This window comes from Kitasatospora sp. NPDC005751, assembly GCF_040630835.1.
Lineage (GTDB): Bacteria > Actinomycetota > Actinomycetes > Streptomycetales > Streptomycetaceae > Kitasatospora.
The window spans coordinates 37,357-57,676 of sequence record NZ_JBEXYC010000034.1 but is presented as its reverse complement, the minus strand read 5'-3'; the positions used below and the strand labels follow the sequence as shown (position 1 = coordinate 57,676).

At 74.3% G+C, this 20,320-nt stretch carries 16 protein-coding genes and 1 pseudogene; 12 read left to right on the top strand and 5 right to left on the bottom strand.

Annotation, left to right across the window (positions count from 1 at the left end):
* Positions 1 to 187 precede the first annotated feature (187 nt).
* Complete coding sequence (locus ABZ497_RS25430) at positions 188 to 826, bottom strand: phosphatase PAP2 family protein (RefSeq protein WP_359808485.1); 639 nt, start codon at positions 824 to 826, stop codon at positions 188 to 190.
* Between the two features lie 506 nt (positions 827 to 1,332).
* Positions 1,333 to 2,688: a 4-aminobutyrate--2-oxoglutarate transaminase gene (gene gabT / locus ABZ497_RS25425; protein ID WP_359808483.1), complete on the bottom strand. Its 1,356-nt coding sequence runs from the start codon at positions 2,686 to 2,688 to the stop codon at positions 1,333 to 1,335.
* Positions 2,689 to 2,988: 300 nt separating this feature from the next.
* On the opposite strand from gabT, the gene ABZ497_RS25420 reads away from it, so the two are divergent.
* The 3 genes from ABZ497_RS25420 (at position 2,989) to ABZ497_RS25410 (ending at position 8,429) form a co-directional block, all read left to right on the top strand.
* Positions 2,989 to 5,001, top strand: a complete 2,013-nt coding sequence (locus tag ABZ497_RS25420; RefSeq protein ID WP_359808482.1) for an ATP-binding protein — start codon at positions 2,989 to 2,991, stop codon at positions 4,999 to 5,001.
* A gap of 136 nt (positions 5,002 to 5,137) precedes the next feature.
* Positions 5,138 to 6,706, top strand: a complete 1,569-nt coding sequence (locus ABZ497_RS25415; protein ID WP_329487724.1) for a PucR family transcriptional regulator — start codon at positions 5,138 to 5,140, stop codon at positions 6,704 to 6,706.
* A 280-nt stretch (positions 6,707 to 6,986) separates the two neighbouring features.
* The gene (locus ABZ497_RS25410) at positions 6,987 to 8,429 is read left to right on the top strand and encodes an aldehyde dehydrogenase family protein (protein ID WP_352288023.1); all 1,443 of its coding nucleotides are present in this window, start codon (positions 6,987 to 6,989) and stop codon (positions 8,427 to 8,429) included.
* A 142-nt stretch (positions 8,430 to 8,571) separates the two neighbouring features.
* Here the strand turns inward: ABZ497_RS25410 and ABZ497_RS25405 are convergent, their stop codons facing one another.
* Positions 8,572 to 9,237, bottom strand: a complete 666-nt coding sequence (locus ABZ497_RS25405) for an NAD(P)H-binding protein (RefSeq protein ID WP_359808479.1) — start codon at positions 9,235 to 9,237, stop codon at positions 8,572 to 8,574.
* 68 nt (positions 9,238 to 9,305) lie between these two features.
* Here ABZ497_RS25405 and dxr point away from each other — a divergent pair, with 68 nt between their 5' ends.
* From dxr to ABZ497_RS25380, 5 genes are all read left to right on the top strand, one after another.
* On the top strand, positions 9,306 to 10,550 hold the full coding sequence (gene dxr, locus ABZ497_RS25400; protein ID WP_359808478.1) for a 1-deoxy-D-xylulose-5-phosphate reductoisomerase: 1,245 nt from the start codon (positions 9,306 to 9,308) through the stop codon (positions 10,548 to 10,550).
* A 54-nt stretch (positions 10,551 to 10,604) separates the two neighbouring features.
* The gene (locus tag ABZ497_RS25395) at positions 10,605 to 11,909 is read left to right on the top strand and encodes a M50 family metallopeptidase (RefSeq protein WP_359808476.1); all 1,305 of its coding nucleotides are present in this window, start codon (positions 10,605 to 10,607) and stop codon (positions 11,907 to 11,909) included.
* Positions 11,910 to 12,049: 140 nt separating this feature from the next.
* A complete protein-coding gene (gene ispG / locus ABZ497_RS25390; RefSeq protein ID WP_329487719.1) occupies positions 12,050 to 13,210 on the top strand; it encodes a flavodoxin-dependent (E)-4-hydroxy-3-methylbut-2-enyl-diphosphate synthase in 1,161 nt (386 codons plus the stop codon).
* A 137-nt stretch (positions 13,211 to 13,347) separates the two neighbouring features.
* Positions 13,348 to 14,223, top strand: coding sequence for a GNAT family N-acetyltransferase (locus ABZ497_RS25385; protein ID WP_329492101.1), 876 nt, complete (start codon positions 13,348 to 13,350; stop codon positions 14,221 to 14,223).
* A gap of 55 nt (positions 14,224 to 14,278) precedes the next feature.
* On the top strand, positions 14,279 to 14,854 hold the full coding sequence (locus ABZ497_RS25380) for a GNAT family N-acetyltransferase (protein WP_359808475.1): 576 nt from the start codon (positions 14,279 to 14,281) through the stop codon (positions 14,852 to 14,854).
* Here ABZ497_RS25380 and ABZ497_RS25375 read toward each other — a convergent pair.
* Positions 14,827 to 15,744 (bottom strand): aminoglycoside phosphotransferase family protein, encoded by a 918-nt coding sequence (locus ABZ497_RS25375; protein ID WP_359808474.1) that lies wholly within the window; start codon positions 15,742 to 15,744, stop codon positions 14,827 to 14,829. The two genes, ABZ497_RS25380 and ABZ497_RS25375, sit on opposite strands and share 28 nt — an antisense overlap.
* A 130-nt stretch (positions 15,745 to 15,874) precedes the next feature.
* Positions 15,875 to 16,348 (bottom strand): annotated as a pseudogene (locus ABZ497_RS25370) (ferritin-like domain-containing protein); the annotation flags it as partial.
* 998 nt (positions 16,349 to 17,346) lie between these two features.
* On the opposite strand from ABZ497_RS25370, the gene rimP reads away from it, so the two are divergent.
* The 4 genes from rimP to ABZ497_RS25350 all read left to right on the top strand — a co-directional run.
* Positions 17,347 to 17,913: a ribosome maturation factor RimP gene (rimP, locus tag ABZ497_RS25365; RefSeq protein WP_329487716.1), complete on the top strand. Its 567-nt coding sequence runs from the start codon at positions 17,347 to 17,349 to the stop codon at positions 17,911 to 17,913.
* Positions 17,914 to 17,970: 57 nt separating this feature from the next.
* A complete protein-coding gene (nusA, locus tag ABZ497_RS25360; protein WP_329487715.1) occupies positions 17,971 to 18,984 on the top strand; it encodes a transcription termination factor NusA in 1,014 nt (337 codons plus the stop codon).
* Positions 18,985 to 19,122: 138 nt separating this feature from the next.
* On the top strand, positions 19,123 to 19,371 hold the full coding sequence (locus ABZ497_RS25355) for a YlxR family protein (RefSeq protein ID WP_329487714.1): 249 nt from the start codon (positions 19,123 to 19,125) through the stop codon (positions 19,369 to 19,371).
* A 249-nt stretch (positions 19,372 to 19,620) separates the two neighbouring features.
* Positions 19,621 to 20,320, top strand: a 700-nt coding sequence (locus ABZ497_RS25350; protein ID WP_359808472.1) for a translation initiation factor IF-2 N-terminal domain-containing protein, incomplete at its 3' end; no start/stop codon positions are given.

Sequence of the window (20,320 nt, the reverse complement as noted above, 5' to 3'; positions counted from 1 at the left end):
CTCACTGTCCCGGTCGCCTGGAGTGGCCGGGAATTGCCTTCTCGGGGCATGCCTGAACTGCGGTGAATCCTTCAGCAGGTCGTCGGTCATCACATGGAGCGCGGCCGCGAGGGAGTCCAACTCTGTCTTCACACAGTGACGGTGCACTCCCTCCCATACGCGCAGGCGATCCCTCGGAATCGATCATCTAGGGGTGGCGCCGGGAGTCGCGGCCGTTCCGGGCCGGTGGCAGCCCGGCGAGCGCCCGGAGCACCAGCCCGCCGAGGCACCAGCCGGCCACCACGTCCAGCAGCCAGTGGTAGTCGCTCCACACCAGCCCGAGGCCGACGCCGGCCGCGAGCAGGGCGGCGGCCGCGTACAGGCGGCGGCGGGCGCGGGCGCCGGCGGTGCGGGCCAGCAGGAACGCGGCCACCCCGTAGGAGAGGGTCGCGGTCGCCGTGTGGCCGGACGGGTACCAGCCCCACTGGTCCGGCGCCAGGGGCATCCCGAACGGCCCCGGCCGGGCGAACGCGGCCTTCGCCGGGACGACCAGCAGTGGGATCAGCCCGGCCGTCAGCACCGCGATCAGCGCCGGCAGCCACGGGCGCGCCGCCCCGGCCCGGCGGGACCGCCAGGCCGCCGATGCCCCGGCGGCCAGCAGGACCGGGATCGCCGGGACGGAGCTGCCGAGGTCCGACAGGGCCTCGCCGAGATGGTTGAGCAGCGTGCTGTGGAGGTCGTGCCGGGTCTCCCGGACGCCGTGCCGGACCCAGCGGTCCAGTCCGAGCAGCGGCCCGTCGACGGCCACCTGCCAGGAGATCAGCACCAGCACGGTGGCCAGCGCCACCGGCAGGGCCGCCGATCCGGCCGGGCCCGCCAGGCGCTCCGGAACGCGAAGTGGCCGCCCCGGAGCAGGGGGGAGAGCTCCGGGGCGGCTCTGATGATCGCCGTTCCGCGCGCCCCGGGGGGTATGGGTCGGACGGTCGGTCGATCGGCCTTCGGTGTGCGCCGGCCCTTGCGGGTCGGCCTGGTTGTCCTCGCGGGCGACCTGCGGATCCGCCGGTGGGGGCGGTGCCGCGGACGGGTCCGCCAATGGCTGGGGCTCGCTGTCCATCTGTCATGACACTACGTCAACGGCCGCGGCGCACTGAGGAGCTTCAGCGATTCAGCACAGCATCTTCACCCCTGGTGGGCGGTGCGGCGGCCCGCCCCGCACACCAGGACGAAACCGCCCGTAGCGACCGAACGGCCCGTGCGGACGAGGTGTCCGCACGGGCCGTTCGATGCTGTCCGGAATCCCTCCGGCGGGTCGGTGTCACCCGGTCACGGACGGCCCGGTGGGGGCGCCGCCCCTCAGACGGTGGCGAAGGCGTTCTCCAGGATGTCCAGGCCCTCGTTCAGCAGGTGCTCCGGCATGACCAGCGGCGGCAGGAAGCGCAGCACGTTGCCGTAGGTGCCGGCGGTCAGGACCACCAGGCCCTCGGCGTGGCACGCCTTGGCGATGGCCGCGGTGGCCGCCGCGTTCGGCTCCTTGCCACCCGGCTTCACCAGCTCCACGGCGATCATCGCGCCGCGGCCGCGGACCTCGCCGATCCGCACCGAGTCGTGGTGGGCGAACTTCTCCTGCAGGGCCCGCAGACGGCCGAGCATGATCTCGCCGATCCGCTGCGCCTTGCCGTTGAGGTCCTGCTCCTTCATGGTCTCGATGGCGCCCAGCGCGGCCGCGCAGGCCACCGGGTTGCCACCGTAGGTGCCGCCCAGGCCGCCGGCGTGCGCGGCGTCCATGATCTCGGCGCGACCGGTCACCGCGGCCAGCGGCAGACCGCCGGCGATGCCCTTCGCGGTGGTGATCAGGTCCGGGACGATGCCCTCGTCGTCACAGGCGAACCACTGGCCGGTGCGGCAGAAGCCGGTCTGGATCTCGTCGGCCACGAAGACGATGCCGTTGGCCTTGGCGTACTCCACGATCGCCGGCATGAAGCCCTTGGCCGGCTCGATGAAGCCGCCCTCGCCCTGGATGGGCTCGATGATGATCGCGGCGACGTTCTCGGCGCCGATCTGCTTGTTGATGATGTCGATCGCCTGGGCGGCGGCCTCGGCGGCGCAGTTCTCCGCGCCGGTCAGCCAGCGGTACGGGTAGGCCACCGGCACCCGGTAGATCTCCGGCGCGAACGGACCGAAGCCCTGCTTGTACGGCATGTTCTTCGCCGTCAGGCCCATCGTGAGGTTGGTGCGGCCGTGGTACCCGTGGTCGAACACCACGACGGCGGTGCGCTTGGTGTAGGCGCGGGCGATCTTCACCGCGTTCTCGACCGCCTCGGCGCCCGAGTTGAACAGCGCGGTGCGCTTGTCGTGGTCGCCCGGGGTCAGCTCGTTCAGCTGCTCGGCCACGGCCACGTAGCCCTCGTACGGGGTCACCATGAAGCAGGTGTGGGTGAAGGCGGCCAGCTGCTCGGTCGCCTTGGCCACCACGGCCTCGGCGCTGTTGCCGACGTTGGTCACGGCGATGCCGGAGCCGAAGTCGATCAGCGAGTTGCCGTCCACGTCCTCCAGCACGCCGCCGTTGGCACGGGACACGTACACCGGCAGGGTGGTGCCGACGCCGGCCGCCACCGCACCCAGCTTGCGGGCCTGCAGCTCCTGCGACTTCGGACCGGGGATCGCGGTGACCAGGCGGCGCTCCTGCGGGAGCGGCGTTGCGGCGCTCATGGGTTTCTCCAGACTTCTCGGCTCGGTGCTTCGCAGGCTACGGCGGCCCTCCCCGGCCGGGCATGCGCCACTCGGTAGCACTGGGCCGTCCGACTTGTCCGGGGCGGCCAGCGCAGGGAGTGCGACTACCGGCAGCCCACGCTCCACTACATTGAGCGCGGGCGTGTCGCCGGTGCGGCGGCATGGGTATGGCGGGACCGACGGTGGTCGGGCCGGGCGGGCGAGGGAGCGGGGCCGTACATGGGACTGGACGGGGCACGGGGCCACGGCGAGCGGACCGCCGCCGCACCTGCGACACCCATGCCGCACCAACGTCCCGGCCGCCCCGCGGCACCCCCGCCCTTCGACCTCGCCGCCTGGGTCGCCGCCCCCCGCCCCGACGCCGCCCCCGGCGTCTACCGGCAGGGCTACGACCAGGTCGACCCCGACCGGGCGGACGACGCCAAGGTCCCGACCTGGCCCCTGCTGCTGAGAGCGGGGCTGAACGCGGTGGTGGGGTGGCTGGCCTATGTGTACGGGGTCGAACTCGCCAAGTACGCAACGACGCTGATCGGTGTGCTTCCGACCCAGTCCGCCTTCGTGGCCGTATCGGTCATTCTGACTCTCAACGTGCTCGTGCTCGCTGTCGTGATCAAGGTGTTCGGCCGGATGGGCCGCTGGCCGGAGGTGTGGCGGCGGTACGTGGCGCCGTTGATGGCGCGCACGGTGACCACGGAGGAGCCCGCCGAGGAGGGTGTGGCGGCGCAGGCCGAGTGGGCGCGTGACCCGTGGGCGGCGCTGCGGCTCGGCGGGGCGGCCGCGGCGGCGGGCCGGCTGGACGGCGAGCCCGTCGGGGACGTCGACTACGTGCGGATCCAGCGGGCCTGGGAGTCGGCCCAGGCCGACCCGGTGTTCGTGCCGGCCTTCGTCGAGCAGGTGGCCGCCCGGGGCGCGGCGGCGTTCGCCCACCCCTCCGAGGCGCGCGAGCTGGCCGGGCGGGAGGAGCAGCACGATCTGCTGCTGGGCCAGGTGCGGCTGGGCACGGCGCAGGACGTGCCGAAGAACCCGTTGACGCACCGGGCGGCCGGTTTCGCGCTGGATCCGTCGCTGCTGGGCACCTCGTTGCTGGCGGTCGGCCCGGCGGGCACCGGGAAGACCGCGCGGCTGGCCCGGCCGGTCGCCGAGGCGCTCTGCCTCCAGGCGCTGGCCGGTACGGCGTGCGCGGTGGTGATCGGCGCGGCCGACGCGGAGCTGGGGCCGGACGCCTGGTACGACGTGGTGATCGCGCCGGGGGACCGGGGCTCGGCGTACGGGCTGGACCTCTACGGGGCGGTGCAGGATCCGGACGAGGCGGCCGCCCGGCTGGCCGAGGCGCTGCTGCCGGACGAGCTGACGGCCCGGGCGGAGACCGCCCGGACGGCGCTGCAGCAGGTAGTCGGCCCGTTCCGAGCCGGGTTCGGCCGCTACCCGGCGGTGCGTGAGCTGCGGGCGCTGCTCGGTGGCGAGCCGGAGGCCTTGGAGGCGCTGGTGAAGGCGCTGCGCGCGGCGGGCCGGCTGGCGGCGTACGAGCGGGACCTGGAGTACCGGGAGCGCCAGCGCGGCCGGGCGGACGACCCGGGGGCGCTGCTGGCGGACCGGCTGGCCCTGCTGGACCGGCCGGCCTTCGAGGGGGCGTTCGCGACCGACGGTACCGGTCGGCCGCCGTTCGCGATGCGGGTGCTGGACCACCCGCTGCGGGTGCGGGTGAAGCTGCCCGAGCGCAGCCACCCGGAGGCGGCGCGGATGCTGTCGCGGCTGCTGGTGGGTCAGTTCGTGCAGGCCGCGGCGGCCCGGGAGGACCGTTCGCTCTTCGCCGGCCTGGTGGTGGACGACGCGTCGACGGCGTTGGACGCGCACATCGTCCGGGGGCTGCAGCGGCTGCGCGCGGCCAACGCGGGCGCCGTGCTGTTGCTGCGGACCCTGGTCGATCTGCCCGAGGCGCTGCGGGCGCCGCTGTTCGGGGCGGTCGGCTGCCGGATGGTGTTCCCGGGGATCGCGCCGTGGGACGGCCGGATGTTCTCCGAGGCCTGGGGCACGCATCTGGTCCGGGAGACGGCGGTGACGCACGCGCCGGACACCTCGGGCGGGCTGGTCCGCCGGGCCGGGCGGCTGGGGCGTAAGGCGCTGTCGGGGACGACGGCGCAGACCGAGTCGGTGACCACCCGGGACGTGGAGCGGCTGCGCTGGTCGCCGTCGGACCTGGCGCACGCGTTGCCGGCGGGCCATGCGGTGATCTCGCTGACCGCGGTCTCGGGCGAGCAGGTGCCGCCGCTGCTGGTGGACCTGCGGGGCTGAAGCTCGCCTCCGAGGTGGATTCGGCAGTGCCGGTTGTCCGGAGCGTCCATAATGAGGGGAGAGACCCCCACCAGACTCCCCAGCCCTCTCCTCGCCCGGCCGCAACGGCGCGGTCAGGTCGTCCCCCGAAGGTGCCATGCCTCCCACACTCGCCTCCGTCGTCCGCAACACCTCGCTCCATCTGACGGTCCTCGCCGGTGCGGACCACCTGGAGCGGCCGGTCCGCTGGGTGCACACCAGTGAGCTGGACGACCCGACGCCCTTCCTCGAAGGTGGTGAGCTGCTGCTCACCACCGGGATCAAGCTGGGCCGCACCGCGGCCGGGTTGCAGGCGTACGTGCACCGGCTGGCCGACGCGGGCGTGGTGGGGCTGGGCCTCGGTGTCGGCCTGTCGCACACCGAGGTGCCGCAGCCCCTGGTGGACGCAGCCGCCCAGCGCGGGCTGCCGCTGCTGCGGGTGCCGGAGCCGACGCCGTTCATCGCGATCAGCAAGGTCGTCTCGGCGGCCCTGGCCGCCGAGCAGTACGAGGCGGTCACCACCAGCTTCGAGGCGCAGGAGGAGCTCACCCGGGCGGCGCTCGGCAAGGACGGCACCACGGCCGTGGTGCGCCGGCTGGCGGCGCGGCTGGGCGGCTGGGCGGCGCTGTACGACGGCTCGGGCGCGCTCTCGGTGGTGGCCCCGGACTGGGCGGCCCGCCGGGCCGGCCGGCTGGCGGCCGAGGTGGACCGGCTGCGCCGGCGCCCGGCGCCGTCGAGCGCCGCGCTGCAGGGGCGTTCGCCGGGGATAGACACCGCGGACGAGGACTACGTGGTGGTCCAGTCGCTGGGGGCGGACCGCCGGGCCCGGGGCTTCCTCGCGGTCGGCACCGAGGACCGGATCACCCCGACCGAGCGGTACGTGCTGAACGCGGCGGTGGCGCTGCTGACCCTCACCCTGGAGCGCTCGCGCGAGCTGCGCCAGGCGGAGGAGCGGATGGGCGCGGCGCTGCTGCGGATGGTGCTGGCGGGCGAGGTGGCGACCGCCCGGCAGGTGGCGGCCGGGCTCTTCGGCGGTCTGCCGGAGGGGACGGTCCGGGTCATGGTGGCCGGTGCCGGCCAGGGCGTGGACGCCACGGAGGCGCTCGGCGAGCTGGGCGACCGGGCCGAGCAGGCCGGCGCCCGGGTGGGGGAGAAGCTGCTGGTGGCGCGCGAGGAGGGCGGCACGCACGGGCCCCGGCTGATGGTGCTGGCGCTGGACAACGGTGCCGTGCACCGGGCCTGCCTGGGGGCGGTGGAGGAGCACGAGGGCCTGTCGCTGGGGGTCTCGGCGCCGGCCGCGCTGGAGGAGGCGGGCACCGCGAACGCGCAGGCCGAGCGGGCGCTCGCGGTGGCGCTGCGCGGCGGCCGCCGTGCGGTGGACCACGAGGAGGTGGGCGCCGGCTCGCTGCTGCCGCTGCTGGGCGAGGACGCGGTGACGGCGTTCGCGGAGGGGCTGCTGCGCCCGCTGCGGGACCACGACCGGACCGCCCGCGGCGACCTGGTGGCGTCGCTGCGCGCCTGGCTCTCCAGACACGGCCAGTGGGACGCGGCCGCCGCCGACCTGGGCGTGCACCGGCACACGCTGCGCTACCGGATGCGGCGGGTCGAGGAGTTGCTGGGCCGCTCGCTGGACGACACCGACGTCCGGATGGAACTCTGGCTGGCCCTTCGCTCCGGCGAAGAGTAGGCGAGGAGCAGCGGAGCAGCGGAGTAGTAGCCGAGCAGCGCAGCAGTGGCGGAGCAGCCGAGTAGCGGGCGACGCCCGCCGGGCGGCTGCTCCGCCACTGCTCCGCCCACCCGGGCGGCGGAGCACCGGAACCCGGCCCGTCCGCTGGACGGGATGGAGTGAGCGCGAGGGCGAACGCTACTCCGTGGCCAACCCGGTCGGCGCGCCGCCGCCCCTACCCTCGGTTCTGGTTCCACGTCCGTGGGGCCGTGAGGACGACGAGGAGAGGGCCGGTACCACGGTGACCACCACGTACGATTTCTGGCTGGCCGGCCGCCGGGCGAGCGGCGACGCCGACTTCGAGGTGCACAACAGCTGGGACGGCCGCCTGGTCGGCAAGGTCAGCGTCCCCACCGAGGCCCAGGTCGAGGAGGCGCTGGACGCCGCCGTGGCCGCGCTGCCGGTGTTCGCCGCGACCCCCGCGCACGTCCGTGCCGCCGCGCTGGACCACGTGGCCAAGCGCCTGGCCGAGCGCACCGAGGAGATCGCCCAGCTGATCACCGCCGAGAACGGCAAGCCGATCAAGTGGGCGCGCGGCGAGGTCGGCCGTGCCGTCTCCGTCTTCCGCTGGGCCGCCGAGGAGTCCCGCCGGACCAACGGCGAGACCATGCGGCTGGACACCGACCCGGGCGGCGTGGGCCGTTTCGCGGTGGTGCGCCGGTTCCCGCGCGGCGTGGTGCTGGGCATCGCCCCGTTCAACTTCCCGCTGAACCTGGTCGCCCACAAGGTCGCCCCGGCGATCGCGGTCGGCGCCCCGATCATCCTCAAGCCGGCTCCGGCCACCCCGCTCTCCGCGATGGTGCTGGGCGAGATCCTGGCCGAGACGGACCTGCCGGCCGGCTCCTGGAGCGTCCTGCCGGTGCCGAACGACCGGATGCCCGCGCTGGTGCAGGACCCGCGTCTGCCGGTGATCTCCTTCACCGGTTCGGACAAGGTCGGCTACCAGATCATGGACTCGGTGCCGCGCAAGCACACCACCCTGGAGCTCGGCGGCAACGCCGCGGCCGTGGTGCTCGCCGACTGGTCCTCCGAGGCCGACCTCGACTGGGCCGCCACCCGGATCGCGATGTTCGCCAACTACCAGGGCGGCCAGTCCTGCATCTCGGTGCAGCGGGTGATCGCCGACGCGTCGGTGTACGACGCGCTGGTGGAGAAGGTGGTGGCCAAGGTCGAGGCGCAGGTCACCGGCGACCCCAACGACGACGCCACCGACGTCGGCCCGCTGGTCGACGAGAACGCCGCGAAGCGGGTGGAGTCCTGGGTGGACGATGCCGTGGCCAAGGGCGCCAAGGTGCTCACCGGCGGTACCCGTGAGGGCGCGACCTTCGCCCCGACCGTGCTCGCCGAGCTGCCCGCCGACGCGATCCTGGCCAAGGCCGAGGTGTTCGGCCCGGTGCTGTCGCTGCACCGGGTGGACGGCACCGACGAGGCCTTCGCCGCCGTCAACGACTCCGCCTTCGGCCTGCAGGTCGGTGTCTTCACCCGTGACCTGCAGACCGCCTTCCGCGCCCATCGGGAGCTGGAGGTCGGCGGTGTGATCATCGGCGACGCGCCGTCCTACCGCGCCGACCAGATGCCGTACGGCGGGGTCAAGGACTCCGGCGTCGGCCGCGAGGGCGTCAAGTACGCGATGGACGACTACACCGTGGAGAAGGTCCTGGTCCTCACCGGCCTCGACCTCTGATCCCGAACGATCTCGAACGATCCCGAACGATCCCGAACGATCCCGAAGGGCTCCCGGCACGCCGAGGGGCCCGAACGGCCCGAGGGGCCCGGTACCGCCGCGCCGCGGTGGTGCCGGGCCCCTCGGCGTGTCCGGGCGAGGTTCAGACCCGGCCGGCCGCGGCCGCGACGGCCTCCGCCACGGAGGCGTTGCCGGCGACCAGCTCCAGCGTCTGCCCGGCGGTGCCCGCCTCGTGCAGCAGCTCGGCCAGCACCGCCGCCACGTCGGCGCGGTCCACCGCGCCGCGTTCGACCGAGGGGGCGAGCCGGACCAGGCCGGTGCCCGCGCCGTCGGTGAGCCGGCCGGGGCGCAGCACCGTCCAGTCGAGCGCGGTACGGGCGCGCACGGCGTCGTCGGCGGCGCCCTTGGCCCGCAGGTAGGTCTCGAAGACCGGGTCGGCCGGGTAGTGCGCCTGGGCGTCGGCGCCCATCGAGGAGATGATCAGGTAGCGCCGGACCCCGGCGAGTTCGGCGGCGTCGGCGAGCAGGACGGCCGCGTCGCGGTCGACGGTGTTCTTGCGCTCGGCGCCGCTGCCGGGGCCGGCGCCGGCGGCGAAGACCACGGCGTCGGCGCCCGCCAGCAGCCGGGCGAGTTCGGGGGCGGTGGCGCTCTCCAGGTCGAGCAGCAGCGGCTCGGCTCCGGCGGCGGCCAGGTCCCCGGCCTGTTCGGGGCGGCGGATGAGGCCGGCGGGGCGGTCGCCGCGCTCGGCGAGCAGCCGTTCGAGCTTGAGCGCGATCTGTCCGTGGCCTCCGGCGATGACGGTACGCATGGCTCCGACGGTAGCGGGGACGCGTCCCGGCGTCCTGTGGAGTCCGGCCGGCAGGACACAATGGGCGCATGACTTCGCTCGCCCACCCGCAGCTGCGCTTCACCCCCGTGGTGAAGGACCCCTCCGCTCCCCGGGAGCTGGTGATCCTCGGCTCGACCGGTTCGATCGGCACCCAGGCCATCGACGTGGTGCGCCGCAACCCGGACCGGTTCCGTGTGGTCGCCCTGTCGGCGGCCGGCGGGCGGGTGGAGCTGCTGGCCGAGCAGGCCCTGGAGCTGGGCGTGCACACCGTGGCGGTCGCCGACCCGGCGGCCGAGCCCGCGCTGCGCGAGGCGCTGGCCGCGAAGGCGGCGGGGCGTCCGCTGCCCGCCGTGCTGGCGGGCCCGGACGCGGCCACCGAGCTGGCCGCGATGGAGTGCCACTCGGTGCTGAACGGCATCACCGGGTCGATCGGCCTGCGCCCGACGCTGGCGGCGCTGCGGGCGGGCCGGGTGCTGGTGCTGGCGAACAAGGAGTCGCTGATCGTCGGCGGTCCGCTGGTGAAGGCGGTGGCGAAGCCCGGGCAGATCGTGCCGGTGGACTCCGAGCACGCCGCGCTGTTCCAGGCGCTGGCCGGCGGCACCCGCGCCGAGGTGCGCAAGCTGGTGGTCACGGCGAGCGGCGGCCCGTTCCGCAGCCGGACCCGCGAGCAGCTGGCGGGGGTGACGCCGCAGGAGGCGCTGGCGCACCCGACCTGGGCGATGGGGCCGGTGGTGACGATCAACTCGGCCACTCTGGTCAACAAGGGCCTGGAGGTGATCGAGGCGCACCTGCTGTACGACGTGCCCTTCGACCGGATCGAGGTCGTGGTCCATCCGCAGTCGGTGGTCCACTCGATGGTGGAGTTCACGGACGGCTCCACGCTGGCGCAGGCCAGCCCGCCGGACATGCGGATGCCGATCGCGCTGGGGATGGGCTGGCCGGACCGGATCCCGGACGCGGCGCCCGCCTGCGACTGGACGAAGGCCGCCACCTGGGAGTTCTTCCCGCTCGACGACGAGGCCTTCCCGGCGGTCCGGCTGGCCCGCGAGGTGGGATCGCTCGGCGGGACGGCGCCGGCGGTGTTCAACGCGGCGAACGAGGAGTGCGTGGAGGCCTTCCTGAAGGGCCGCCTCGCCTTCACGGGAATCGTGGACACTGTTGCCAAGGTCGTGGCCGAGCACGGACAGTACGACAGCGGGCGGGCCGCGGCGGGAACTTCTCTGACCGTCGAGGACGTCCTGCACGCGGAGGACTGGGCCCGCGCCCGGGCCCGCGAGCTGGCGTCGGGCTGACGGCTCCGGCGGACGACCGGACGACGAGCGGAGCGCAATGACGGAGGGCCTGCGGTGGCAACGGTTTTGACGGTGGTCGGCATCCTGGTCTTCGCGATCGGGTTGCTGATCTCGATCGCCTGGCACGAGCTCGGCCACCTCTCCACGGCCAAGCTGTTCGGCATCAGGGTGCCGCAGTACATGGTCGGGTTCGGTCCGACGGTCTGGTCCCGGAAGAAGGGCGAGACCGAGTACGGCGTCAAGGCGATCCCGCTGGGCGGGTACATCCGGATGATCGGGATGTTTCCGCCCGGTGCGGACGGGCGGATCACCAAGCGCAGCAGTTCGCCCTGGCGGACCATGATCGAGGACGCCCGGGAGGCCTCCTACGAGGAGCTCCAGGACGGTGACGACAGCCGGCTCTTCTACACCCGCAAGCCGTGGAAGCGCGTCATCGTCATGTTCGCCGGGCCGTTCATGAACCTGGTCCTGGCCTTCGGGCTCTTCCTGACCGTGATGATGGGCTTCGGCGTCTCGATGACGGTGCCGACCATCGGCACCGTCGCGCAGTGCGTGGTCAAGGCCGGCCAGCCGACCGACAGCTGCCCGGCCGACGCGCCGAAGACCCCCGCCGCCCAGGCCGGGCTGCGGCCGGGCGACAAGGTGGTCTCCTTCGACGGCGACCGGATCGGCGACTACGACCAGCTCCAGGCGGACATCCGCCGTTCGGCCGGGAAGACCGTGCCGGTGGTGGTCGAGCGCGAGGGGCAGCAGCTCACCCTCACCCCGACCATCGCCGTCAACGACGTCCAGAAGTACGACGGCAACGGCATGCCGGTCAAGGGCGAGACGGTGCAGGCGGGCTTCCTCGGCTTCACCCCGACCAGCGGTGTCGTCCGGCTCGGCGTCGGGCAATCCCTCGACCGGATGTACGACATGGCCGAGAGCGGTGTGAAGTCGCTGGTGGCCCTGCCGGGCAAGATCCCGGGGCTGTGGAACTCGGTGGTGGACGGCGCCCCGCGCGATGTCGACTCGCCGATCGGCATGGTCGGCGCCGCCCGGGTCAGCGGCGAGGTCTTCTCGCTCGACATCCCGGGCACCCAGCGGATCGCGTACTTCGTGAACCTGCTGGCCGGCATCAACCTGTCGCTCTTCCTGTTCAACATGCTGCCGCTGCTCCCGCTGGACGGCGGCCACATCGCCGGCGCCCTGTGGGAGTCGGTGCGCCGCCGATTCGCAAGCCTGTTCAAGCGGCCCGACCCCGGTCCGTTCGACGTCGCCCGGCTCATGCCGCTGGCCTACGTCGTGGCCAGCGTCTTCATCGGGTTCACCCTGCTCGTCCTGGTCGCCGACCTGGTCAACCCGGTCAAGATCAGCTAGTCGCCCGGTACGGCTGGTGTGCCCGGGGCCACCGCCGTGCCGTACCGTTGGGGGCCGGGTGCGCGTTTCATCGGCGCGCCCGGCCCAGGCCGTCGAACGGCCGGACCGACCACACCTCAACCCCGGGGAACCCTGCGCACATGACCGCGATCTCGCTCGGTATTCCGTCCCTGCCGCTCAAGCCGCTCGCCAAGCGCCGAGTCTCCCGGCAGATCATGGTCGGCAACGTGCCGGTCGGCGGCGACGCCCCCGTCTCGGTGCAGTCGATGACCACCACGGTGACCTCCGACATCAACGCCACGCTGCAGCAGATCGCCGAGCTGACGGCCTCGGGCTGCCAGATCGTGCGGGTCGCCGTACCGTCCCAGGACGACGCCGACGCCCTGCCGATCATCGCGAAGAAGTCGGGCATCCCGGTCATCGCGGACATCCACTTCCAGCCGAAGTACGTGTTCGCCGCGATCGACGCCGGCTGCGCCGCGGTCCGCGTCAACCCGGGCAACATCAAGGCCTTCGACGACAAGGTCGGCGAGATCGCCAAGGCCGCCAAGGGCGCCGGCGTCCCGATCCGGATCGGCGTCAACGCCGGCTCGCTGGACAAGCGCCTGCTGGAGAAGTACGGCCGGGCCACCCCCGAGGCGCTGGTCGAGTCCGCGCTCTGGGAGTGCTCGCTCTTCGAGGAGCACGACTTCCGCGACATCAAGATCTCGGTCAAGCACAACGACCCGGTCGTGATGATCAACGCCTACCGCCAGCTCGCCGCGGCCTGCGACTACCCGCTGCACCTCGGGGTCACCGAGGCCGGTCCCGCCTTCCAGGGCACCATCAAGTCCGCGGTCGCCTTCGGCGCGCTGCTCGCCGAGGGCATCGGCGACACCATCCGGGTCTCGCTGTCGGCCCCGCCGGCCGAGGAGATCAAGGTCGGCAACCAGATCCTGGAGTCGCTCGGCCTTCGCCAGCGCGGTCTGGAGATCGTCTCCTGCCCGTCCTGCGGCCGCGCCCAGGTCGACGTCTACAAGCTCGCCGAGGAGGTCACCGCCGGCCTGGAGGGCATGGAGGTGCCGCTGCGCGTCGCGGTCATGGGCTGCGTCGTCAACGGTCCGGGCGAGGCCCGCGAGGCCGACCTCGGGGTCGCCTCCGGCAACGGCAAGGGCCAGATCTTCGTCAAGGGCGAGGTCATCAAGACCGTCCCCGAGTCCAAGATCGTGGAGACCCTGATCGAGGAGGCCCTCAAGCTGGCCGAGCAGATGCAGGCCGAGGGCGTTGAGTCCGGTGCGCCGACCGTGACCGCCGCGGAGTGACCGGCGGGCAGTAGTTTCCGGAAGCGGGGCCGTCCGTGCGCGGACGGCCCCGCGGCCGTAGCCGGGTGGGGCCACGGAGTAGGGTGCGGCCAGAGTCGTCTCAGTGAGGTGCTGTCTCGATGCTCGATCGAGGTGTGATGCTCCCCAGCTCGTTCCAGGCCGTCCGCGCCCTGGCGACCACGCGCGTCCTGGAGGCCTCCGACCTCGCGGACACCCTGGCGGTGCTCCGGCGCGATCCGGTCGCCAACGCCTTCGTCGCGACCAGGGTGGAGGCCGTCGGGCTGGACCCCTGGCGCCTCGGCGGTGAGATGTGGGGCTGGTACGACGAGCGCGGTGAGCTGGACGCGCTCTGCTACGCCGGCGCGAACCTGGTCCTCGTGGACGCCGGCCCGCAGGCCGTGCAGGCCTTCGCCGAACGGGCCCGCCGCCAGGGTCGCCGCTGCTCCTCGATCGTCGGCCCGGCCGAGGCCACCGCCGCCCTCTGGGCCCTGCTGGAACGCAGCTGGGGACCGGCCCGCGAGGTCCGCGCCCACCAGCCGCTGCTCGCCACGGCCGTGCCGTCCGCCGAGATCGCGCCCGACCCGCTGGTACGGCGGGTGCGGCGGAGCGAGATCGAGACGCTGATGCCGGCCTGCGTGGCGATGTTCACCGAGGAGGTCGGGGTCTCCCCGCTGGCCGGTGACGGCGGGCTGCTCTACCAGGCCCGGGTCGCCGAACTGATCTCCACCGGGCGTTCGTTCGCGCGCTTCACGGAGGACGGCCAGGTCGTCTTCAAGGCCGAGGTGGGGGCCGTCACCGAGGGCGCCTGCCAGATCCAGGGCGTCTGGGTCGACCCGGCCCACCGCGGCCGCGGCCTCTCCGAGACCGGCATGGCCGCCGTCCTGGACATCGCCCTGCGCGAGGTCGCCCCGGTGGTCTCGCTCTACGTGAACGACTACAACCTGCGGGCCCGCGCCGCCTACCGCCGGGTCGGCTTCCGCGAGGTCGGGGCGTTCATGAGCGTGCTGTTCTGAGCTCCTTGCCGCCTCCGCCCGCGTGGGGGGCCGGACGGGTAGTAACGTCCGGGGCATGGATCAGCTGACCGGGGTGACGATCGAGGCCATCGACCTTGCGGCATGGGCTCCGCGGGCGCTCGACGTCCAGGCGGTGGCGTTCGGGCTGACCCCCGAGGAGGTCCTGGTCCGGCTGCACATCGTCGGGCGGCACGCCCAGCAGCCCGGGGTGATCGCGCTGGGCGCGCTCAGCGGCGGCCGGCTGGTCGGCTTCGGCTACGGCATGCCGAACCGCCGGGAGCACTGGTGGAGCACCGTGATCCAGCCCTATCTGGAGGCCGGCGGCCACGGCGTGTGGCTGGACGAGGTCTTCGCTATCACCGAACTGCACGTGCTGCCCGAGTTCCAGGGGCAGGGCATCGGCTCCACCCTGATCAGGACCCTCTGCGCGCGCTCCGGGCTGTCGCGCACCATCCTCTCCGCGATCGACGCCGAGACGCCCGCCCGCCGGCTCTACCGCTCGCTCGGCTACCGGGACCTCGCGCGGGCGGTGCACTTCCCCAACACCGAGCGCCTGTACGCGGTGATGGGCGCGGAGCTGCCGCTGCGGGGGACCGGACCGGCTCAGAGCGCGCCGGCGAACTCCAGGTAGAGCTCGGCGTCCTCCCGGCGGCCCGCGGCCAGGGCGCGCAGGCCGAGGTCGGCCGCCCGGAACAGCGTCCAGCCGCGCAGCCGGTCCCGGTCCACGTCCAGGGCGTCCGCGAGCTGGTGCAACCGGCGGCGGACGGCGGCGGGGACGCCCGGGGAGCCGACCAGGGTGTCCGCCCGCTCCAGGGCCAGCCGGGCCAGGTCGTAGGCGCGTTCGCCGACCAGCGGCCGGGGGTCGATCGCCAGCCAGGGCGCGCGGTCGGCGGCGAGCACGTTGCCGTGGTGGAAGTCGCCGTGCAGCAGCACCTCCTCGTCGGCCGAGGCGCAGAGCCCCTCGGCGGCCGCCAGCGCCTCGGTGACCAGCGGGGCCGCCTCGGCGGCGCCCGGCAGCGCGCCGCGCCGGCGCAGCCCGGCGGCGGTCGTGGCCGTCCGGTCGGCGAGGGTGGCGAAGCCGTGGTCGCCGGGCGGCTCCACCCAGAGCCGGTGGAGCAGGCTGGTGGCCTCCAGCATCGCCTTCGGCTCGGCCAGCGAGCGCAGCGGGATGTCGCCGTGCAGCCGCTCCAGCAGCAGCGACCCCTCGGCGGGGTCGGCGGCCAGCAGTAGGACGGCGCCGCGGCCTGCCCACTGGGCGAGGGCGGCGTGCTCCCGGTCGGTCTCCGGGGTGACCAGCCCGGTCTTGAGGACGGCGGGGCTCAGGTCGTCGCGGTGCACGTAGGCGATCAGGCTCAGACTGCCGCCCGGGTCGGCCACCCGCTCCAGGGTGAGGTCCCAGCGTGCCAGCCCGGCGCCGACCCGGGCCGGCAGGCCCGTGAGCCAGTGCCGGCCCTCCTCGTCCGCGCCGACGCTGCGCGCCAGCCATGCGGGGACGGTGATCTGCCCTGGTGCTCCCGACATGCCGGCCTTCCGGTTGTGCTTCCCCCGTGGTGCTACCCGTCCATTGTCGGCCATGGCGGTGAAACCGCAGGTCAGCGATCCGGGGTGGCAGCGGTGGCGGCGCGTCCGCAGGTCAGGGCGGTGCCGGGGGTCAGGCGGCCGGGCCGGCGGGGTCGGGGCCGGCGGTGGCGGGGCCCGTCGTGGCGGGCGTCCCGGCGGGGTCGGGCAGGCCGGGGAACGCGGTCGGGGCGGCGCCCCAGCGGCGGGCGCGCAGCGCGCAGTCGCGGAGCGCGTCCGCGGCACTGCCGCGCTGCGGGGCGGCGACGGCGGCGACCAGGTCGGCGTAGACCGCGGTGAGCCGGCTTTCGAGGTGCGCGGCCAGCCGGCCGGCGCCGGCCGCGTCGGTGACGGCGAAGGGCAGCTGGTAGCCGGCCGCCGCCGCGCCCGGAGTGGCCCCGGCGCCGCCGAGCAGCCGTTGCCAGGCGTCCCGCCGGGCCTGGTGGGCGGCCAGGGCGGTCCGCGCTTCGGTGCGCTGCTGGTCCTCCGGGAGCCGGGCGCCGACCACGCCGTAGCCGTAGATCGCGGCGTGCTCGGCGGCCAGCGCGCCCTGGAGGGCGGTGAGCGCCTCCGGGGCGGTGCCCGCCGTGCCGCCGGAGGCGGCGGGGGAGGCGTCCGGGGAGGCCGGGGAGGCCGGGGCGGTGCCGGACGGCGTGGCGGGCCCGCCGGGCGGGTCGGTGGGCCCGGGCAGCGGGGCGGCGGCCGGAGCGGTGTCGCCCAGGGCGACGGCGTGCAGCACCCCGGCCGCGGAGACCGAGGCGAGCAGCCGGGCCAGCCCGGGCGAGGCGGCGCCGAGGTCGGCGAGCCGGGTCTGCGCGGTTTGCCGCTCCAGCGCGGCGAGCGCGGCGACGGTGGCCACCGGCGGGGCCGGGGCGGTGGCGGACGACGACCCGGGGGATCCCGAGGGGGACCCGGACCCGCCGACGGACGGCGACAGGGACGTGGACTGCGACAGGGACGGGGAGGCGGAGGGGGCCGGGAGCCCGGCGGCCAGGGCGGCCCGGTGCTGGAGCACCTCGGCCCGCAGCGGCTGGAGCTGCCCGGCCTGCCCGGCCCCGGCCCCGGCCAGCAGGGCGTCGTACCCGGCCAGCAGCGCGTCGGTGGCGTCGACGGCACGCAGCCGGACCGGCTCGTCCGGGTCGGGCCGCCGGTGCTCGCCTCCGCCCGCGCCGCCCTCGTCGGGGGAGCCGGTGCAGGCGGCGAGGGCGCCGCCGGTGGCGAGGAACAGGCCGAGGGCCAGCAGGGTCCGTCGGCTGGGCGGCTGCATCGCGGTCACTCCGGGGCGTGTGCGGGAGGACGGCCTGCGTGCCCTCGTTGGCGTGAATGATTACAGAATCCTCACGGGTCCGGCCCCGGATTCCCAGGCCCTGGACCACGTCCCACCGGTGTGACCTTGCTCGCAGTGGGTGGCGCCCGGGCGCCCGCACGTGGTCCGGAATCGGTGGTTGGCGACTTCACCGGATAGGATTTGGGCCGAGCTGCCGCGACCCGGCCTGCGCCCGAGCGGCGCCGGACGGCGCGGTGCGCCCTCTGACAACAGCAGACGCGGCCGAGGAGTCCACCCGGATGAGCACCACCCACATCGACCGGCTGCGTGCGTTGCTGGAGCCGTTGGCCGCCCAGGCGGGCCTGGACCTGGAGGACGTCAAGGTCACCCAGGCCGGCAGTCGCCGCCAGGTGCAGATCGACGTGGACGCCGACGGCGGCGTGGATCTGGACGCCATCGCGGAGTTCAGCCGGGTGGTCGGCGAGGCCCTGGACACCTCCGACGTGATGGGCACCGGCGCGTACGTGCTGGAGGTCGGCTCGCCGGGCGCGGAGCGCCCGCTGGTCGAGCCCCGCCACTGGCGCCGGGCCGAGGGCCGGCTGGCCGCGATCCACCTGGTCGACGGCGGGGAGATCGTCGCCCGGGTGCTGGAGGCGGACGAGGACGGCGCGCTGGTCGAGGTGCAGCCGGTGAAGGGCCGCGGCCGGCCCAAGGAGCGCCGCCTGGAGTACACCGAGGTGTCCCGAGCACGCGTCCAGGTGGAGTTCAACCGCAAGGACGACGAGCTCCTCGACCAGGCCCAGGACTTCGTGGACGACGACTCGGCGGACGACGGCGCCGAGGAGGGGGACGACGGTGCGCAGTGACGACCTGCCCACCGACCGCACCATGACGAACGTGACGAAAGACGAGGAGGCGTAGCCGTGGACATCGACATGAGTGCCCTGCGCACGCTGGTCAACGAGAAGAACATCCCCTTCGACCTGCTGGTCGAGTCCATCGAGTCGGCCCTCCTCACCGCGTACCACCGCACCGAGGGCTCGCGCCGCCGCGCGCGGGTCGAGCTGGACCGCAAGTCCGGCCACGTGACGGTCTGGGCGACCGAGGACCCGGCCGAGCTGGACGAGGGCGTCGAGCCGAAGGAGTTCGACGACACCCCGAGCGGCTTCGGCCGGATCGCGTCCAGCATCGGCATCCAGGTGATGATGCAGCGCCTGCGCGACGCCGCCGACGACCAGACCTTCGGCGAGTACGCGGGCAAGGAGGGCGACATCGTCACCGGTGTCGTCCAGCAGGGCAACGACCCGAAGAACGTGCTGGTGGACATCGGCAAGCTGGAGGCCATCCTGCCGCCGCAGGAGCAGGTCCCGGGCGAGGACTACCGGCACGGCACCCGTCTCAAGTGCTACGTGGTGGCCGTGCGCCGCGGCGTGCGCGGCGCGTCGGTGACGCTCTCGCGCACCCACCCCAGCCTGGTGAAGAAGCTCTTCGCCCTGGAGGTGCCGGAGATCGCCGACGGCAGCGTCGAGATCGCCGCGATCGCCCGTGAGGCCGGTCACCGCACCAAGATCGCGGTGTGGTCGCGCCGGTCCGGGCTGAACGCCAAGGGCGCCTGCATCGGCCCGATGGGCAGCCGGGTGCGCGCGGTGATGGGCGAGCTGCACGGCGAGAAGATCGACATCGTCGACTGGTCCGAGGACCCGCGCGAGATGGTCGCCGCGGCGCTGTCCCCCGCACGGGTGACGAGCGTCGAGATCGTGGACCTCCAGCAGCGCTCCGCACGGGTGATCGTGCCGGACTACCAGCTGTCGCTGGCGATCGGCAAGGAGGGCCAGAACGCCCGCCTGGCCGCCCGCCTGACCGGCTGGCGGATCGACATCCGCCCGGACACCGAGGGGCAGTCCGACGACGGCGGCCGGGAGTCCTCGGCCGAGTAGTCGCGCCCCGGCGCCACCGTTCCACCGCCCCCCGCCGTTCCACCCCGGATCGGCGGGGCGGCGCCATGTCCCTTCGGAGGGGTAGACTTGCCTTCGTCTGGCCGGACGCACGTCCGAGCACGCCCGGAACGCACCTGCGTGGGCTGCCGCAAGCGCGCGGCCAAGCACCAGCTGTTGCGTGTCACGGCGGTCGAGGGCGTTTGCGTCCCCGATCCGCGTGGCGCGCTGCCGGGCCGGGGCGCGCACCTGCACCCCGATCCGGCCTGCCTCGACCTCGCGGTCCGCCGTCGGGCGTTCCCCCGGGCCTTCCGGCTCCAGGGCACACTCGACACCGAGCGGCTCCGCGAGTACATCGGGGAGCGGGCAGGCGACACCCCGGCGCCCTGAGCTTCCTCAGGCCTCTGGCGGGCACCTCCCCGTTACGGCCGCCGCTCCACGCGGCGGAGAACCACCGCACCAAGCACAGTGCGCGGGCAGCCGCACGCCGTGCCACCAGTCAGGTACCTCGCGATGTGGAAGTAGGTCGAGATTGCGATGAGCACTCGATGAGTACGCGATGAGTACGCGATGGGTACGCCCATGAAGTAGCGACGGTCCGGCGGACGAGACACCCCGGACTCATAGATCAGGAGTGAAGTGGCTAAGGTCCGGGTTTACGAACTCGCCAAGGAACTTGGTTTGGAGAGCAAGGCCGTGATGGCCAAGCTGACCGAGCTGGGTGAGTTCGTCCGTTCGGCGTCCTCGACCATCGAGGCGCCGGTCGTACGCAAGTTGACTGACGCGCTGGGAGTCGCCCCCACCGGTGGCGCTGCCAAGCCTGGCCCGCGGAAGCCCGCGGCGCCCCAGCCCGCCGGCGGTTCCGCCGCCGGTGCGGCCGCACCCAGGCCGGGTGCCCCGACCCCGGGTCCGCGCCCTGCCGCGACCCCGGGACCCCGTCCCACCCCCGCTGCCGCGGCGCCCGCCGCCCCGGCCGCACCCGCCCAGGCGGCCCCGGCCGCTCCGCGCCCGGCCGGCGCGCCGACCCCGGGCCCGCGCCCGGCGGCTCGCCCCGCCGCCGCGCCCGCGGCCCCGGCTGCTCCGGCGGCCGAGTTCTCCTCCCCGGCCCCGGCCGAGGAGACCCAGGCCCAGCGCCCGGCCGCGCAGGCCCAGCGCCCGGCCGGCCCCGCCGCCGGCAGTGGTGCCCGTCCGGGCCCGCGTCCGGCCGGCCCGCGCCCGGGCAACAACCCGTTCACCTCGGGCAGCGCGACCGGAATGGCCCGCCCCGGCGACCGCCGTCCGGCCGCGCCCGGTGCCCGTCCGGCCGCCGGTGCCCCTGGTGCCGGTGACCGTCCGCCGT